The following is a 16709-nucleotide window of genomic DNA, read 5'->3' as shown; positions in this document are numbered from 1 at the left end:
AAAGGTCACCGTCTGGCAACACTTGAATCGTCAATCAAGAAATTTCCTCATCCGTCCGAGGAGGCCGAGCATCCCCGCGACCAGGCGCATCTGCTCCACGCCGCGGACGTCGGCGTCCAGCAGTCGCGGTGAGCAAATCGTCACGGCGAGTGCCTGGGCACGGGACAGTGCCACGTTCAATCTGTTACGTGACAAAAGAAAGTCCAGGCCACGTGGCAGGTCCACGGTGGACGACGACGTCATGGACATGATCACCGCAGGTGCCTCCTGCCCCTGGAAGCGGTCCACAGTGCCCACCCGAACTTCGTCGAAGCCCGCATCGGCCAACCGGCGTCGGATGACCCTGACCTGCAGGTTGTAGGGCGCGACGACCAGAACGTCCGCATCGGTCAGTTCGCGCGTTCTGCCGTTGTCCGTCCACGTACGACCGACGATTCGCCGCACCGTGTCGACGACGGCGTCGGCTTCCTCGGTCGACGACGTGATGTTGTGCCGGTGATCGACCTCACGCAGGTAGATGCCGGGCTCGATGCCCTCGATGCGCCGGTTGCAGGCGGTTTCGTGCGAATGGAGCAGTCCGGCGTACGAGAGCTCCGACACCGGCTTGCACACCGCCGGGTGCATTCGCCGCGTCTCGGCCAGGAAGTAGCCCAAATGGTCAGGGATGACGTCGGCGTCGCCGATCAGGTGCCCGAGCGCGGACGCGTCACTGCCGGGCGGGTGCACGCCCTGCACGACCTGCGGCAGCTGCTGCGGATCTCCCAGCAGCACCAGGTTCTTGGCCGCCGTTCCCACCGCCACGGCGTCGGCGAGCGCGAACTGACCCGCCTCGTCGATGATCATCACGTCGAACGGCTGCGCCTTGATCACGGCGTTGGCGAACGTCCACGCGGTGCCGCCGACGAGGTGTCCCTCGGGGTGCTCCTCCCGCCACCGGGCCAGCGCGCCGTTGTCCTTCGGTTGGTCCCACGGCAGGCCTTCTTCCGGCTTTCCCTTGGGACGCTTGGCCATCGGGATGTCCGGGTCGACGCTCGACAGCACGTTCTCGACGGCCTTGTGCGACGTCGAGGTGACGGCGACGGTCTTGCCCTGGTCGATCAGGTGCCTGACGAGCTTGGTCGCCAGGTACGTCTTGCCGGCGCCGGGCGGCCCCTGCACCGCGAGCGTGCCGCCGTCGAGCTGGTCGACGGCCTTGATCACCGCCTGCACCACGTCCGGATGCTGCGGCAACGGCCCCGGCGGCGTGCGGAGCAGCAGGTCGATGCCGGGATTGCGGGGCAGCAGCGGCAGCAGGTGGACGGCCTGCTCGGCCAGTTCCGCGACCGCCTCGTCCTTCGGCGCGGCCGGCACCGGGCTGCCGGGCAGGACCGCGATCGGCAGTTCGGCGTGCTCCTGGGCGTTGCTCTCGGTGAGCACCAGCTCGTACGGGTTGTCGTCCGACACGACCGCGTTGCGCGTGACGTTGCCGGGATACAGCAACCTGACCTGCTCGTCCTTGCCGAACGGGTGCGGCCGCTCGGGGTCGATCCGCGCGTGCACCTGCCGCTTGTGCGTGCGAACCCGCCCGCTCGGCGGCACCCAGTCCTCGGCCTTGAGCGTGATCGGCACCGCGCAGTTGGAGTCCGTCTCCAGGTCCGAGATCGGCGCGCTGGCCTGCCGGAAGAAGTCACCCCAGGCGGGACTGGCCTCCCGCCGGTGATAACCGACGGTGGCCGCGAACAACGCATGCCCCTCGGCGATCAACGGCTCGGTCAACGCGGCCATCCGCCGCGCCCGCTCCGCCGCCTTCTCCACCGCGGCCTCGTCCCGCTCCTCCTTGACAGCGGTCTCGACGCCGTGCTCGCGCTTGATCTTCTCCAGCAGGTCCCGCACACCCCGCGTCGGAACCTCGTCCTGCACCAACGGTTTCAACGCCGGCAGCGTGTACTCGCGCGTCGAGATTCGCAGGGCGCGCCGGGTCAGTGCGCCCAGATCGACGCACCGCTTGACCAGTTCGTCCACTTCGGACTCTTTGGTTGCCGACCGCGCCGCGCGTGCGGCGAGGTCATGCGGCGTGAAGTGGTAGACCGTGCCTGTCGGCGTGCGTTCGACGAACTCCGCGAACGTGCCCTCCCAGCCGGGCGTGCGGAACGTGTCGCCGTCGACCTCGAGGAAGACGTCGTCCTCCTGCGGCTCAGGCAGGTGCTGCAACGCTTCCGGCGCCACGACCTCGTAGCTCATCACGCCCGTGCGCTCCTGCTGCACCTGCAACCGGGCCTGCGCGGTCAACGCCGTGAAGCTCGCGGGGGACAGGGTGGCGGGCCGCTCCTCGGTCGCCGCAAGTGCGTCGATGGTGTCAATGCCAACCGAGACCAGCTTCCGCCGTTGATCCGCCCTCAGTCCCGCGACAAGCGACAGGTCACGAGCCTCTTCGCGCCCGGTGGCGCAATGCCGGGCGAAGCGACACCCGTTGCACGCGGCCCTGACGTCGCCCCACGACCGCTTAGGCGCTGGTCCAGGCTTTGCGAGCCGCGTCTGGAGCCGGCTGAGCAGCGGCGCGAAGTCGGCGATCCGGAACGACGTGCGCCTGCCGTCGATGATCAGGTGCGCGCGCTCGGCGCCGATCGCCTGGGCGACCGCGGTGAGGCTCAGGACGTTGAGCGGCGTGGCTTCTGCGACCTCGTCACACGGCTCGTAACCCGCGGGCGTGCGCACGAGGGTCTGGGCCGAGCAGTGGAACCCGCCGTCGAAGAACACGGCGTTCTCGATGATGTCGCTGTTGGATCGCATGTCGGCGGCCGTTTTGGCGGCTGCCGCGTGCAGCTCGTCCGGATCGCCCTGCCGTTCACTGCGCCCCAGGTAGCTGCGGTGCTCGCATTCGAGCAGGTCGACGAGGTCGGACGGGCCGGCGTGCATGGGCACTCATGCTAGGCGATCTGGAGGGTCGCCAGGTCGATGCCCTTGTCTTGCAACCTGATCGGGAACGTGCCCGGCACGGTGGCGGTGAACTGCAGCCGCGCGGAACCGCCGGCGAGCGGCGTGCTCAGCTGCAGGGCTTCGATGACCACGCGATCGTCCACATCGGACAAGACGGTCAGGTCGACCACCTGGCCCTGGCTGAGGGACGTGCTGCCGCTGACGGTGGTCTTGCCCGCGCGGTGATCGATCTGGACAGCGGTCACCGGGCGTCGATCAGGGGTGCTCGGCCCTGTCTGGTTGAGCGTCGGGGCGACCGTCCGCGTCACCGGTGGCGGCGCGGGTTCTTCGGACGAGCAGGCGACCGCAGCGAGCGCAAGTGGGAGGGCACAGGCCAGAAGGCGGAAGCGGGGCATCGTGCCTGGGTCCTCTCGGCAGGGCTTGCGGGGGACGTTGATGATGCCTGATCGATACGTGCTGGTCTTGTGCTTTCGAACACTGAATGCTGGATCTTGACCAGCGCGTTTCGGTGGCTGGACATGTCGCGGACGATCTGAGCCTTGGGGGGTCCCGCGATGTCCGGTCGGCTGATGACGCCTGCGCGCCTGAGACACACCGCTGTGCGCGTTCTGGTGATCCTGCTGGTGATCGCGACCGTGTCACCGGTACTTCCGGCCGCGCCGCAGGGAAAGCCGGTGGGGTCGGTGCCCGAGCAGCCGGGCGGAACGGCGGAAGGCCGTTCGCACCGGGCCTCCACTGAGGACACGGGCGGTACCGCGAAGCGGCCCGAGCGCGGGCGCGAGCCGCGCAAGCAGGCACTGCAGGTCATGCCGCGGCAGCCGCAGACCGAGGTGAAGACCGGCGCCCAGCCGACGGTCGCGACCGACTCGTATGACCCGAGGTTCAGCCGGGAGCTCGTCGGCGAGCGCGACGCCCGTACCAGGGTTTTCGCCAACCCGGACGGCACCAAGACCGCCCAGATCAGCGCCCAGCCCGAGTTCTTCCGCACCCCCGACGGCAAGTGGGAGAAGATCGACACGACCCTCATCGACGACGGGGGAGTGGTGCGCAACAAGGCCGGTGCGATCGGCCATCGCTTCGCCAAGAACGCCGACTCGAAGGCGCTGGGCGAGTACCGCGTCCGGGACGGCGTCTCGGTCGGCTTCGGGGTGGCGGGCGCGGCTCCCGTCGCGGGCAGCCGGGACGGCGACCTGATCAACTACGCGGATGTTCGGGCCCAATCCGACGTCGAGCTGCAGTCGACGACGACCGGCATCAAGGAAACGATCGTCCTCAAGTCCAAGGACGCGCCCACGGAGTGGGACTTCCCCTTGGAGCTCAAGGGTTTGACCGCCTCGCTCGACGACAAGGGCGCGGTGCTGTTCAAGGATGGCACCGGCGCGGTGAAGGCGACGATCCCGCACGGCTTCATGGAGGACTCAGCCTACGGTCGACCTCGGCCGGTTATGACGCGGCGAACAACGTCACCGCGCTGACCGACGCCGAAGGTGCGACGACCACGAGGCAGTGGGACGCGCTGAACCGGTTGGTCTCCGAGACCGAGCCGGTGACGGCGTCCTCGTCGATCACGATCGGCTTCGGTTACGACGCGGCGGGCAACCAGACCCGCCGCATCGACGGCAACGGCAACGTCACCACAACCACGTTCAACTCGTGGAACCTGCCCGAGTCGGTGATCGAGCCCGTCACGGCGATGCATTCGGCGGCGAACAACCGGACGTGGACGACGAGCTACGACGCCATGGCCCGCCCGATCCGCCTTGCGCAGCCGGGAGGTGTTGTCCGCCAACGCACTTACGACGCGCTGGGCAACTTCACCAAGGAGACCGGCACCGGCACGTCAGCGTCCACTCCGGACCGTGTGCTCGGCTACGACCGCGCGGGCCGGGTGACGTCCGCGAGTGCGGGAACCGGCACGAACACCTACACCTACGACGACCGCGGCAACCTGCTGTCCATGGCCGGACCGTCCGGCACCGCGAGTTACGCCTACGACGACGCGTCGCGCCTCGTGCAGCGCGTCGACGCGGCCGGCACAACCGCCTACACCTATGACCCGGTCGGCCGCATCAAGACCGCGCTGGATCCGCGAACCGGCTCGACGGCCACGTTCACCCGTGACGACGCCGGCCGGGCGACCAGCGTCGGTTACGGCACGGGCAACGGCACCCGCGCCTACACCTACGACGACCTGAACCGGGTGGTCGCCGACACCGTCAAGAACCCGGCCGGGCACGCCACCGCGTCGATCGCCTACGGCTACGACAAGGCGGACCGGCTCACCAGCAAGACCACGACCGGTCTGGCCGGCGCCACGAACAACACCTACACCTACGACAAGGCGAGCCGCCTGACCTCGTGGAACGACGGCACCAACCAGGTCGCCTACACGTGGGACAACAACGGCAACCGCCTGACCGCCGGTGCCGTCACTGCGACCTACGACCAGCGCAACCGCTTGCTCACGTCGGGGGACAAGACCTTCGACTACACCGCGCGCGGCACGTTGCAGTCGACGGCCACCGGCGGCACGACGGTCAACCAGGGCTTCGACGCGTTCGACCGCCTGGTGACCGACGGCAGCGCCACCTACACCTACGACGCCCTCGACCGCCGCATCGGTGCCGGGTTCGCCTACAGCGACCTCGGCAACAACCTCGCGACGGACGGCACCGGCACCTATAGCCGGCTGCCGGGCGGCGAGTTGCTCGGTCTCACGCAAGGTGGTGCCAACGCGCTGACGTTCACCGACCGGCACACCGACCTGGTCGGTACGTACACGGCCGCCGGCGCGGTGTCATCCTCTACCTCGTACACCCCGCACGGCGAGGTGATCGGACGGACTGGCGCCACGCACGCGCTCGGGTACGAGTCCGGGTGGACCGACCCGTCCACCGGCCGCGTCAACCGGGCGGCTCGCTGGTACACGCCAGGCACTGGCACGTTCGCCAGCCGGGACGACATCAGCGGGCCGGGCGGTCCCGGTCACTCCGCCTACAACCGCTACCTCTACGGGGCGGGCAACCCGCTCAACATGATCGACCCGACCGGTCACTTCAACTGGGGCGGCTTCCTCCAGAGTGCGGCGAACTGGACCAAGGTGGCCATGACCGCGGCCCAAGCAACGGCCATCACGGTCGGGGTTCTGGCGACCGTCGGGACTTACGCCGTCATGGCTGCTCCGTACGTGCTGGTGGGTGCTGCTGTCATCGCGGCCACCATGTACCTCGGGGCAGGAACGGCCAACGCGCCGACCCGCCGTCCGAACCCGAGCCCGAAGCCGGGCGACAAACCTGGGAACACGGAACAATCCGGCTGCCGGTCGGGTGCCGCCGTTTGCAGTGGACAGGACACGGGGTCTGGGTGCACTGGACCGTCGTGCCGGTACACCCCGCCCGACACGACCCCGACCACCACTGATAGGCGACGGAAGCCGTGCAGCGCCACGCCCTGCCCGGTTCCGCCCGTTGGGCCGAGCCAGGAGGAACTGGACCAGATCGTCGCTGCGGCGAACGTGCTGAAAAACGCGCTCACCCCGTTGCCCAAGCCCCCGTCGGGCGCGACGCTCTCGCCGGAGATCCGCAAGCTCATCGACGACTCGAGCAGGATCCTCGTCACGGTCGTGAGTGGCCAGACGGTCACCCAGCGCATCCCAGAGCCGGGGCCTAGCGAGGCGGACGACCCGCGGCTCCCGCCGACGGGCACGCAGAACGGCGATGGGCGCTGCCGGCAGAACTGGCAGTTCTACGAGGAGCGGGAAGAAGCGACCTGGGGTGACACGGACTACAGGAGGGCCACTGGTGCCACCGCGTGCGTCGTCACGACCAACGACGCCAAGCGCCCCAGGCTCGGTTTCCCATTGGTCGGCCTGGACACGAGCAAGAAGATGGCTCGGTGCCACCTGATCGGCCACAAGCTGAACGGCTCGAACACGGACAGGCGCAACTTCGTGCCGTGCTACCAAGATCCGACGAACAACTCGTGGATGTACCACAGGGTCGAGGCGAAGATCCAGAGGCAGGTGGAGAGCGGCAATCCGGTGCTCATGGAGGTCAAGCCCGTTTACAACGGTGGCAATCCGTTGCCGACCTCGATCATGGTGAACGCCGTGGGGGAGAACGGCTGGACTTGTAGTGTCGACATCCCGAACATGAGCAGGCTAGGAGCTATTCTCAGTGTCACCACGTTCCGCGGCTGTTGAGGTGCTGGCCGATCTGATCGGTTGGTCCGGTCTGCCCAAGTGGCAGCCGGACTGGCAGATCACCGAGCGCCTGCTCGGCTTGTCGTTGCCGGACGACTACAAGGTGCTGCTGAGCACGGTGCCCGCAGGCACGTACGCCGGTTCGGTGCTGCTGAACGCGCCGACTCGCAAGGGGCGCGTGGGTGACCTGCTCGCCGTTTTCCCTGAGGTGATGGCGGCGCTGAAGGAAGATCTGAAGCGTCCCTACGCCGTCTATCCGGAGCTTCCCGGACTGATTCCGTGGGCCTCGTTCGAGCACTCGATGGGCGGTGAGCTGTTCTGGCTCGCAGACCGGAGAGACCCGAACGACTGGCCGGTGGTCGTGTGGGGTACGGACGGTAGCTGGGAGCAGTACGACGTCGGGGCGGTCGCGCTCCTGATCGCTCTTGTACGCGGCAAGTTGCCGAGCAAGCTTCTTGCCGCCGCGCCGGGTGCGCAGGCTTTCCGGACCTCTCAGGACCGGCCCGGCGCGCCGAACAACACGGGGCGGTAGCCGCGTGAACGACCGTGTGCGCGAACTCGCGGAGCTGACCGGGTGGACCGGTCGATCCTATGTGAACACGTCGTGGGGCGCGGTGCACGCGAAGCTCGGTTTCGCCCTGCCGTCCGACTACCGGGATTTGCTGGACGTCTTTCCTCCTGGCACATTTTTCGCGCCCAGCGGCATCGCGAACGTGATCGTTTGGCCGCCGTACCGGGTAGACGGTGTGGAAGACCACCTGTACCAGTTCGAAACCGAGGTGCACGAGGCGGAGAGCTGGCGGCGCGAGCATCCAGAGGATGTGCCGGAGGGCATGGTCCCGTGGGCGCGTTCGGATCGTCCTGGACTGTTCTGGGTGCCTCGGTCGCCGGACCCAGAAGTGTGGACGGTCGCGATCTCCAACGGCGGGATTTGGCGGTACGGCGACGAGCCCGTGGTGGAGGAGTTCGAATGCGGGGCCGTCGAGTTCCTGATCGGGTTCGTCACCGGTCGCCTGCACAGCCGGGTGCTCTCACCCCGCGACGACGTCCGGCCTGGTCCGATGGCCCCGTTTCGGCCGATCGACGAACAGAAGTGGCTCGAGGTCTCCGACAAGCGTTCTCCACAGGTGCGCCGAATCTCACTGCGAGACTTGGGATGACGCGTTCCGCGGCTGTTGACGTTCTGGCTGACGTGGTGGGTTGGTCCGGGGCGTCCAAGTGGAAGCCGGACTGGCAGGTCACCGAGCGGCTGCTCGGACTGCGGCTGCCGGAGGACTACAAGACGCTGCTGAGCACCTTCCCGGTAGGCAAGTACGCCGGGACGGTGCTGGTCAACGCGCCGACGGTGACGGGAAAGGAGGGCGACCTGCTCGCCCTGTTCGGTGAGGTGATGCGGGATTTGAACGATGGCGAGAAGTATCCATACGCGACTTTCCCCAAGCTTCCCGGTCTGATCCCGTGGGCCGGGTTCACGCATCCGATGGGTGGCACACTGTTCTGGCTCGCCGACCAGGGCGATCCGAACGAGTGGCCTGTGGTCGCCTGGGGTGCGGACGGCAACTGGGAGGAGTACGACATCGGCGCAGTCGCGTTCTTGATCGCCCTGGTGCGGGGCAAGTTGCCGAGCAAGCTGCTCAAGCCGAAGCCGGGCAAACCGGCTTACGTCTCGTACGAGGATTGAACTCGGAAGGTGGTTGTGCGCGACGACGTGCGGCGGCTCGCCGAAGTGACGGGGTGGACTGGTCGGTCCTATGTGGTTACTTCGTGGGACGTAGTTCAGGCGAAGCTGGGTTTCGAGTTGCCCTCGGACTTCCGTGAGTTGCACGCGGTCTTCCCGCCCGGCAGGTTCAGGGCGCAGGGAGTTCTGAACGGCGTGATGGTGCAGCCGCCGTACCGGGTGGACGGGGTTCCGGACCACCTGCATCAGTTCCGGGCAGAGATGAACGAGACGGAGGCCTGGCGGCGCGACCACCCGGAGGACGTGCCGGAGGACCTGGTCCCGTGGGCCCGCGGGGATCGCGAGGGCCTGTTCTGGGTGCGCCGGTCGTCGGATCCGGAGCAGTGGACGGTCGCGGTCTCGAGCGGCGGCATCTGGGGCTATGACGACGCTCCGGTGGTGGAGGAGTTCGACTGCGGGGCAGTGGAGTTCCTGATCGGGTTCGTGGCCGGGCGGCTGCACAGCCGGGTGCTCGGCCCGGTGGAGGAGGACGCACCGGCCGTGCCCGCCTTCCGGCCGATCGACGAGCAGGAGTGGCTCAGCTTCTCGAACGTTCGGTCGCCGCAGGTGAGGCGGATCTCGCTGCGCGACTGATAGGGTCCGATCCGGCCGCCGCCCGGCACCCACGGAAGGCGTTTCATGCTCCCCCTGCTCATGGCGGCTCTGCTCGTGGCACCCCCTCCCGGCGTCGACTTCCAGAACGAGGGCACCCTCAGCGGCTGGGACTACCACTACACCCAGAAGAACGGCGTCATCCGCGACGTCACGAACGTGAAGTACAAGGGATCCACGGCCATCGAGGCCAAGCAGACCTACATCGGCGAGACCGGCGGCTACCACTCGGAGACCATCGACCGCGGCGCGCAGGCGGTCGGCCAGGACCGCTACTACGGCCAGGCGATCATGCTTCCGGCGAACTGGCAGTTCCACAACCAGAACGTGACGTTCCAGCAGTGGTCGCCGGAGGACCCGGAAGGCCCGTGGCTGCTGATGTTCGTGCAGAACGACGAGATCCGCTTCGGCGGCTCCGGCGGCATCTCCGGGACGGCCGGCAAGATCAAGCGCGGCGAGTGGACCCGGATCGTGACGCGGTTCAAGCTCGCGCAGGACACCGGCAAGTTCGAGGTGTGGATCAACGGCACACGCGTCGTCTCCCGCACCCAGACCGTGCTGCCCAAGACTTCGAAGACCATGCGGTGGTCGTCCGGGATCTACTGCACGGCCTGGCGCAACGGGAAGCCGGCCGGGCAGTCGACGCTGTCGATCTACCATGACCACCACCGCATCGCGACGAGCTACGCGCTGGCCGAGCCGGCCAACTGGTAGCCGAGCTAGGAGTTTCCGCCAGTGGCACCACGTTCAGCGGCTGTCGAAGTGCTCGCTGATGTCGTCGGCTGGTCCGGCCTGCCCAAGTGGCAGCCGGACTGGTCGGTGACGGAGCGCCTGCTCGGCCTGAGCTTGCCCGACGACTACAAGGCGCTGCTGAACACCGTGCCGACAGGTGAGTACGCCGGGACGGTGTTGCTGGACGCGCCGACCCTCAGCGGACATGTGGGCGATCTTCTCGCTCTGTTCCGCGAGGTGATGCTGTCGCTGAAGAGTGAGCGGAAGAAGCCGTATGCGGCCTTTCCGGAGCTTCCCGGCCTGATTCCGTGGGCCGAGTTCGGCCACCCGATGGGCGGCACGCTCTTCTGGCTGGCCGACGACGGGGATCCGAACGACTGGCCTGTGGTCGCCTGGGGTGCGGACGGCAACTGGGACGAGTACGACGTGGGAGCGGTCGCGTTCCTGATCGCTCTGGTGCGCGGCAAGGTGCCGAGCGAACTCGTCACACCCAAGCCTGGTGCACCGGCTTACCGGACCTTTCAGGATCTGCCTGGGGCACCGAACAACACGGGGCGGTAGTGCTGCCTGGCAGCACGGGCGGACGACCCGCGTTCATCCCCGGTACGCGCGTCGTCCGCCCGCACCGCCAGGATCAAACGTTCGCCTCCACCAACGACAACAGCGCTTCGTGGTGCGTGTTCGGGTAGTCGTGCGGGCGGAACGGGCGGGTCTGCGCGCGCACCAGAGCTGCGGCGGCGGCCAGTTCGCCGGTGCGGACCTCGGTGTCGCGGTGCAGGAACGCGAAGTGCGGCTCGCGCACCTCGTCGGGCCACAGCAGCGTGTGCAGCACCAGAACGCCGTGCTGCGCGCGGATGGCGGCCAGGGTTTCCTTGCCGCGCAGGCCGAACTTCACGATCGCCGCGGTCTTGGTGCGTTCCAGGGTTTCGCGCAGCAGCACGTACGAGCGGACCGAGAGGTCGTCCGGTTCGACGTAGTAGCTGCGGTGCAACGCGATCGGGTCCAGATCGCTGACCGGTGCGAACTGCTGGACGTCGATGACGCCGTCCTCGGGTGCCGGCAGGTCGCGCGGGTCGATCTGCACGATGCGGCCGTCCTCGAGTTCGTAGCCACGGCCGATGTCGTCCGGGGTCAGGCGCAGCGAGCACTCGCCGCAGACCTGTTGGTGCCGGACGCGGCCGCTGTCCTCGCGGTGCACCAGGTGCACCCTGCTGCGGTGTTCCGTCGACGCGGACACCAGCCGCACCGTCATCGTCGTCATGCCGAACCGAAGTGCTCCCCGCCACACAGTTCTCATGACAAATGGGTACTCGAACACGTGGTCGAATAGACCCGCCTGGTGACGAAAGGGCTCGTTTGGGTGCGTCCGTCGGGTACCCCGGACACGTGCGCCACCAAGGCGGCGTTGAACATGAGACCAATGCGCCGCTTGTGGGGGACTACTGCGACATTCCTGGAAACCGAGCTGGTCGACACGCGAGAAAAGCGCTCGCATGTCGACCTTCACCAGGCGGCGGGAGCGTAGTCCTTCAGGAAGCAGCCGAACAGGTCCTCGCCGGCCTCGCCGCGCACGATCGGGTCGTACACGCGGGCGGCGCCGTCGACCAGGTCGAGCGGGGCGTGGAAGCCCTCGTCGGCCAGGCGCATCTTCAGCGGGTGCGGGCGCTCGTCGGTGATCCAGCCGGTGTCGACGGCGGTCATCAGGATGCCGTCGGTTTGCAGCATCTCCTCGGCGCTGGTGCGCGTCAGCATGTTCAGCGCGGCCTTGGCCATGTTCGTGTGCGGGTGCCCGGAACCCTTGTAGGCGCGGGAGAACTGACCCTCCATTGCGGACACGTTCACGACGTACTTGCGCCGGAACGAGCTCTTCGCCATCGACGGGCGCAGGCGGGAGATCAGCAGGAACGGTGCGGTCGAGTTGCACAGCTGCACCTCCAGCAGCTCCACCGGGTCGACCTCGTCGACGTTCTGGATCCACGAGTTCACCGCGGCGGTGTCGGGCACCAGGCCGCCCGCGTCGATGTCCTTGGAGCCCGCCATCAACGCCAGCGTCGTCACCGAGTGCGCCTCGGGGACCGCGGTGCCGGGCAACGCCAGCTGACCGTGGCCGCCGAACGAGATCAGCTCGGGCCGGCGGGCGTCCCCGGTCAACGCCTCGTGCTCCGCGGCAGCCAGCGGCGCGTAGGCGCCGGGGGAGCGGCGCACGGTCTGGGCGGCGTTGTTGATCAACACGTCCAACGGGCCGTGCGCGGCTACTTCGTCCGCCAGCGCCAGCACCTGGGACGGGTCGCGCAGGTCGATGCCCACGATCTTGAGCCGGTCGATCCACTCGGGCGAGTCGGGCATGGACGCGAAGCGGCGGGCGGCGTCCTTGGGGAAGCGGGTGGTGATCGTGGTGTGCGCGCCGTCACGCAGCAGGCGCAGCGCGATGTACATGCCGATCTTCGCGCGGCCGCCGGTCAGCAGCGCGTTGCGGCCGGTCAGGTCGGTGCGGGCGTCGCGCTTGCCGTGGTTGAACGCGGCGCAGGCGGGGCAGAGGTTGTGGTAGAAGGCGTCGACCTCGACGAACCGCTTGCGGCACGTGTAGCAGGACCGCGCGCGCATCAGCGTGCCGGCCGTGGCACCGGTGGCCGTCGAGACCAGCGGGAGGCCCTGGGTCTCGTCGTCGATGCGGTCCGGCGAACCGGTGGCGGTCAGCGCGGTGACGGCCCGGTCGTTGGCCGTGATGGCGGCGCGGCGCTCGGTCTTGCGGTGCTTCTTCGCGGCCTTGAAGATCTTCGCGGTGGCCCGGCGGACGCGCACCGCGTCGTCGTGCTCGGCGGGCAGGTCCTCGACCTGGGCAAGCACGCGCAGGCAGACTTCCAGCTCTGCGGGGTCGATCGAGGTCATGAGCAGGGATTTTACGGGTTGAGGGGTGGTGGTCCGGTGACCGGGCCCGAACTGCTGGTGCTGTGGGACATCGACAACACGCTGATCTCGGCGCGCGGCTTCGGCAAACTGATGTACCGCGAGGCGTTCCGGACGGCGTTCGGCAGGGAGCTGAACGGTCCGGTCGACCTCGGCGGACGCACCGAACTGGACGTCATCGCCGAGATCCTCGAGCAGCACGACATCGAGCACACCGAGGAGGCCTCCCAGCTGCTGGCCGGCGCACTCGCCAGCTCCTTCGAGACCCGGCGCGCGGACCTGCCCGGCCACAGCGAGGTGCTGCCCGGCGCGCTGGAGGCCCTGCAGGCGTTCGCGAACGATCCGCGCGTGCACCAGGGCGTGCTGACCGCGAACCTCAGGAGCGTCGCGCTGGTCAAGCTGGAGGAGCTCGGACTGGCACATCTCGTCGACTGGGAGGTGAGCGCGTTCGGCGACGACCACGCGGACCGGGCCGAGCTGGTGACGTTCGCCAGGGAACGCGCGCGGCACATCCGGGCCTTCACAGATGACGAAGTGGTGTTGATCGGTGACACACCGCACGACGTGTACGCGGCCATCACGGCGGGTGTGCGACTGGTTGCCGTCGCGACGGGACGCAGCAGCAAGGAAGCCCTCCGTGACGCTGGAGCGGAGACCGTGCTCGACGACCTGCGCGACCTCGGCGAGCTGACCAGGCAGGTGTGGAAGACCGGCGCTCAGGGAAACCGCACGGCATGAACCCCGAAGCACCCGAGGCGGACGTGGCCGAGCAGCAGCGGGAAGTCGTGCCGCAGGAGCCTGTCGAGACGCCCGTCACGCCAATTGAGGCAGATCCGGCGGACGCCCTCGACCAGCAGCGCGAAGTCCCGCTGGACGACGAAGACCGGGTCTGAACGGCTCTGGTCCAGCGTCGATCACGGCGTTATGGTGCGCGGCATGCCCACTGCAGGCGGCCCGACAGTCAAACGGCTGTCCCAGCCGGACGCCGACATCAAACCGAAAGCCCTCGGCCTGCCCCGAGGACGGACGGTCATCTCGGTCTTCGGCTCCACCCAAGACATCGAGACGGATCTCGCCGCGAAGTTGTTGCCGGTGCTCAGATCCGTCGTGGTCACCGCGGCGCGCAACGGCGCGGTGTTCGTCACAGAAGGCACGGACAGAGGCGTGGTCCACTTGCTGGGCATGGCTTTGCAGGCGTGCGAGCAGCGTTGGCCAGTGGTGGTCGGCGTCGCGCCCAGCAGCAAGGTGCACGACCTCACCGAAAGCTCCAGCAACGGTCAGGTCGCTCTGGAACCCAACCACAGTGTCGCCGTCATCGTCCCCGGTTCGGAGTGGACGGACGCGACACCGGTGCTGTTCCGCACGATCGACGCCGTCCGGCAGAAGAAGCCCGTGATCGCTCTCGTCGTCGGAGGCGAGAACGAGAAGGAGATCATCGACCACCTGAGTGGCGACAACGCACTTCTGGTGCTCGGCGGCACGGGTGGCCTCGCGGACCGCATCGCCACAGGTGACCTCACCGGCGATCTCGCGGTGCTGGTGCGCAGCGGCAAGATCTTCATCGTCCACGTCGACGAAGGCGCCGGCAAGGTCGTCACCGCGCTGGAACGGTTGCTCGGCAAGGAAAAGCCCGTCAAGCCGCCGAAGATCTGGCCCAAGGTTCGCTACCGGCAACCAGAACCGCGCCCGCTCATCGACCCCGGATTCGTCGTCGCCTACCCGATGCTCGCGGACGCCATCCACGACGCCAACGCGGTCGTCGCGCCCGCGTTCCACGAGCTCGACGCCCAGGCCGACGTCGAGCAGAACCGCTACCGGCTGATGGCCGTGCTGGCGATCGCGGGCGGCCTCACCACCACGGTGTTCGGTGCGCTGCAGACGTGGCTCAAGGACACGCCGTGGCCGGGAGTTCTGGTGGTCGCGGGCGGTGCGTTCGCGGCGACCATCACGATCGTGGCGCGCAAGCGGGAGTCGCTCGACAAGTACCTCGCCGCTCGCTACCGTGCGGAACGCCTGCGAGCGCTGTACTTCGCGCACCTCGCCGCACCCGCGCCGAGCACCGAGGAAGAACGCCAGGACAAGGTGGCGGACCTGGAAGCCGCGGTCAGCGACCGCAAGCACGAGGTGGTCAGGACATGACTGTGCCGACTGAGGTGGAACGCCAGAACGCGGCAGCCGGCCCGGCTGCCGATCCCGTGGCGGCCAAGGGGACTGTCAAGCAGCGGCAGGCCCAGTTCGTCGAGGCCTACCTGAGGCACCGCTTCACCGACCGGCTCGACCACTTCGAACGCGGCCGCAAGCGGTACTCCAGCGCTCGCACGTGGACGGTCGCGATCGCGGCGGCACTCTTCATCGCCGCCGCAGCGGCAGCGGCGGTCGGCATGGCGGACGGTCCGCGCCGGGCTCTTTGGGGTTTCGCCGCAACAACTCTCGCCGCCCTCGCCACCGCGGTGTCGCTCTACGAGGCCACGTTCGGATTCCGCCGCCTGGCGCGGGAGAACGCCACCACTTCGGTTGCACTGCAACGGCTCGCGGTGGACGGTCCCACGCCGGACGATGTGGACGACGAAAGGCTCGTCGCATTTGTGACCGAAGTGGAGTCGGTGCTGCGGTACGGCCGGTGAAGCCAATTCCTGGCAACAATCGATCAAGTTCGGGAGCCGGGAAAACGCTTTCTGCGGGTTTGGGAGCCGGTTAACGCGCTGTGGGTGCTCGATTACACAAAGCACTAGATCTGGTGTTTCGGGCACCCCCAGGTCATGATGACCTCATCCCCCGATGCGGAAGCAGGCAAGACATGACTTGGGCGCGTCCCGCGATCGCCGAGCCTGAAACCGGCACCTTTGCCGAGGCCAAGGCTCTGGAAAAGGAGCACAGCACGATTCAGAACAGCAAGGCGGCACGCACCGTGGCCTGTCACGCCACGGACGCGCTCGACTGCGCTGACCTGCTCGAGATGCTGGGCCTCAACGCTGCGGAGGGCAAGGTCCGGGTGTAGCCCCTGGACTGGATCCACCACTCGGCCACCAGCAGGTTCACCACGAACGACAGCCAGTTCGCGGTGGCGAAGATGAGCAGACCGTCCCCCTCTGGCATCAACGCGCCGAGCAGCAGGCCCCACAGCCGGCCGGTCACGGCGGCGCTCGTGAGTGCGAACCCGCGGATCATCCAGATGCGGTGTTCGCCGAACTTGCGCTGCCGTGCGGTCCGCAACCCGAAGACGGCGCTGACGAACCACAGCGCCGACAGCACCGTCAGCGGCCCCGACGTCGCCAGCCCATACAGCGACAGCTGCGCGCACACCAGGCCCAGCAGCGACGACGGCAGCACGGCCGCGAAGTAGACGCGGCCCATCACCCGGTGCACCCGCGGATGGCGTGCGCGCAGCCCCGGCCAGAACTGCGAGACACCCGCCAGGACCGCGACCGTTCCGGTGAAGATGTGCGCCACCAGAAGGCCGTAGTGGAGCGACCCGCGTAACGCCGGCCGCGCCTGGTCCATGTCCAGGCTGACGTACGCGCTCGCGGCGAAGATCGTTATCGCCACGCAGATGAATCCCGACACCGCCAACCAGGCGGCGTACCCCCTCGAAGTCTTCATGCCGACAAGGCTGTCAACGACCGC

Annotated in this window: 17 protein-coding genes; 12 read left to right on the top strand and 5 right to left on the bottom strand. The window is 68.0% G+C overall.

Annotated elements, in window-relative coordinates:
- Positions 1–30 precede the first annotated feature (30 nt).
- A complete protein-coding gene (locus DI276_RS49165; protein WP_112277249.1) occupies positions 31–2895 on the bottom strand; it encodes a DEAD/DEAH box helicase in 2865 nt (954 codons plus the stop codon).
- A gap of 11 nt (positions 2896–2906) precedes the next feature.
- Positions 2907–3161, bottom strand: coding sequence for a hypothetical protein (locus DI276_RS49160; protein ID WP_112277248.1), 255 nt, complete (start codon positions 3159–3161; stop codon positions 2907–2909).
- Positions 3162–3470: 309 nt separating this feature from the next.
- Here DI276_RS49160 and DI276_RS52895 point away from each other — a divergent pair, with 309 nt between their 5' ends.
- From DI276_RS52895 to DI276_RS49125, 8 genes are read left to right on the top strand one after another with little or no spacing between them, the layout of a single operon-like run.
- A complete protein-coding gene (locus DI276_RS52895; protein WP_232837451.1) occupies positions 3471–4391 on the top strand; it encodes a hypothetical protein in 921 nt (306 codons plus the stop codon).
- A gap of 50 nt (positions 4392–4441) precedes the next feature.
- Positions 4442–7117 carry an RHS repeat-associated core domain-containing protein gene (locus tag DI276_RS49155; RefSeq protein WP_232837450.1) on the top strand — a complete coding sequence of 892 codons (2676 nt, stop codon included), beginning with the start codon at positions 4442–4444 and terminating at the stop codon, positions 7115–7117.
- Positions 7092–7649: an SMI1/KNR4 family protein gene (locus DI276_RS49150; protein WP_157985439.1), complete on the top strand. Its 558-nt coding sequence runs from the start codon at positions 7092–7094 to the stop codon at positions 7647–7649. The genes DI276_RS49155 and DI276_RS49150 overlap by 26 nt, the downstream gene beginning before the upstream one ends.
- A gap of 4 nt (positions 7650–7653) precedes the next feature.
- Positions 7654–8277 (top strand): SMI1/KNR4 family protein, encoded by a 624-nt coding sequence (locus DI276_RS49145; protein WP_112277245.1) that lies wholly within the window; start codon positions 7654–7656, stop codon positions 8275–8277.
- Positions 8274–8798: an SMI1/KNR4 family protein gene (locus DI276_RS49140; RefSeq protein ID WP_157985438.1), complete on the top strand. Its 525-nt coding sequence runs from the start codon at positions 8274–8276 to the stop codon at positions 8796–8798. Before DI276_RS49145 ends, DI276_RS49140 begins: the two co-directional genes overlap by 4 nt.
- Positions 8799–8813: 15 nt before the next feature.
- The gene (locus tag DI276_RS49135) at positions 8814–9428 is read left to right on the top strand and encodes a hypothetical protein (protein WP_157985437.1); all 615 of its coding nucleotides are present in this window, start codon (positions 8814–8816) and stop codon (positions 9426–9428) included.
- 45 nt (positions 9429–9473) lie between these two features.
- Positions 9474–10160, top strand: coding sequence for a heparin lyase I family protein (locus tag DI276_RS49130; protein WP_112277242.1), 687 nt, complete (start codon positions 9474–9476; stop codon positions 10158–10160).
- Between the two features lie 21 nt (positions 10161–10181).
- Positions 10182–10739 (top strand): SMI1/KNR4 family protein, encoded by a 558-nt coding sequence (locus DI276_RS49125; protein WP_157985436.1) that lies wholly within the window; start codon positions 10182–10184, stop codon positions 10737–10739.
- 73 nt (positions 10740–10812) lie between these two features.
- On the opposite strand, the gene ku is transcribed toward DI276_RS49125, so the two are convergent.
- Together ku and DI276_RS49115 are read right to left on the bottom strand one after the other, a co-directional pair.
- The gene (gene ku, locus DI276_RS49120) at positions 10813–11475 is read right to left on the bottom strand and encodes a non-homologous end joining protein Ku (RefSeq protein ID WP_157985435.1); all 663 of its coding nucleotides are present in this window, start codon (positions 11473–11475) and stop codon (positions 10813–10815) included.
- A gap of 206 nt (positions 11476–11681) precedes the next feature.
- A complete protein-coding gene (locus tag DI276_RS49115) occupies positions 11682–13067 on the bottom strand; it encodes an SDR family NAD(P)-dependent oxidoreductase (RefSeq protein WP_112277239.1) in 1386 nt (461 codons plus the stop codon).
- A gap of 36 nt (positions 13068–13103) precedes the next feature.
- Here DI276_RS49115 and DI276_RS49110 point away from each other — a divergent pair, with 36 nt between their 5' ends.
- Genes DI276_RS49110 through DI276_RS49100 form a run of 4 tightly spaced genes read left to right on the top strand, consistent with a single transcriptional unit; the run spans position 13104 to position 15709 of the window.
- Positions 13104–13823: an HAD family hydrolase gene (locus DI276_RS49110; protein ID WP_112277238.1), complete on the top strand. Its 720-nt coding sequence runs from the start codon at positions 13104–13106 to the stop codon at positions 13821–13823.
- Positions 13820–13978, top strand: coding sequence for a hypothetical protein (locus DI276_RS51730; RefSeq protein WP_198681372.1), 159 nt, complete (start codon positions 13820–13822; stop codon positions 13976–13978). The genes DI276_RS49110 and DI276_RS51730 overlap by 4 nt, the downstream gene beginning before the upstream one ends.
- Before the next feature lie 43 nt (positions 13979–14021).
- Entirely contained in the window at positions 14022–15224 is a 1203-nt protein-coding gene (locus DI276_RS49105) for a hypothetical protein (protein ID WP_157985434.1), read from the top strand.
- A complete protein-coding gene (locus tag DI276_RS49100) occupies positions 15221–15709 on the top strand; it encodes an SLATT domain-containing protein (RefSeq protein ID WP_112277236.1) in 489 nt (162 codons plus the stop codon). The genes DI276_RS49105 and DI276_RS49100 overlap by 4 nt, the downstream gene beginning before the upstream one ends.
- 292 nt (positions 15710–16001) lie before the next feature.
- Here DI276_RS49100 and DI276_RS49090 read toward each other — a convergent pair whose 3' ends face one another.
- A complete protein-coding gene (locus DI276_RS49090; RefSeq protein ID WP_157985433.1) occupies positions 16002–16685 on the bottom strand; it encodes a DUF2306 domain-containing protein in 684 nt (227 codons plus the stop codon).
- Positions 16686–16709 lie beyond the last annotated feature (24 nt).

Origin of the sequence: Lentzea terrae (assembly GCF_003265345.1) — a bacterium.
Classification (GTDB): Bacteria; Actinomycetota; Actinomycetes; order Mycobacteriales; family Pseudonocardiaceae; genus Lentzea; species Lentzea terrae.
The sequence above is the reverse complement of the archived record's forward strand: the minus strand, read 5'-3'. Positions and strand labels throughout refer to the sequence as shown.

Coding starts and splice junctions, on each gene's coding strand:
- DI276_RS49165 (WP_112277249.1), bottom strand. CDS start 2,895: ATGCACGCCGGCCCGTCCGACCTCGTCGACCTGCTCGAATGCGAGCAC.
- DI276_RS52895 (WP_232837451.1), top strand. CDS start 3,471: ATGTCCGGTCGGCTGATGACGCCTGCGCGCCTGAGACACACCGCTGTG.
- DI276_RS49140 (WP_157985438.1), top strand. CDS start 8,274: ATGACGCGTTCCGCGGCTGTTGACGTTCTGGCTGACGTGGTGGGTTGG.
- DI276_RS49130 (WP_112277242.1), top strand. CDS start 9,474: ATGCTCCCCCTGCTCATGGCGGCTCTGCTCGTGGCACCCCCTCCCGGC.
- ku (WP_157985435.1), bottom strand. CDS start 11,475: ATGAGAACTGTGTGGCGGGGAGCACTTCGGTTCGGCATGACGACGATG.
- DI276_RS49115 (WP_112277239.1), bottom strand. CDS start 13,067: ATGACCTCGATCGACCCCGCAGAGCTGGAAGTCTGCCTGCGCGTGCTT.
- DI276_RS51730 (WP_198681372.1), top strand. CDS start 13,820: ATGAACCCCGAAGCACCCGAGGCGGACGTGGCCGAGCAGCAGCGGGAA.
- DI276_RS49105 (WP_157985434.1), top strand. CDS start 14,022: ATGCCCACTGCAGGCGGCCCGACAGTCAAACGGCTGTCCCAGCCGGAC.
- DI276_RS49100 (WP_112277236.1), top strand. CDS start 15,221: ATGACTGTGCCGACTGAGGTGGAACGCCAGAACGCGGCAGCCGGCCCG.
- DI276_RS49090 (WP_157985433.1), bottom strand. CDS start 16,685: ATGAAGACTTCGAGGGGGTACGCCGCCTGGTTGGCGGTGTCGGGATTC.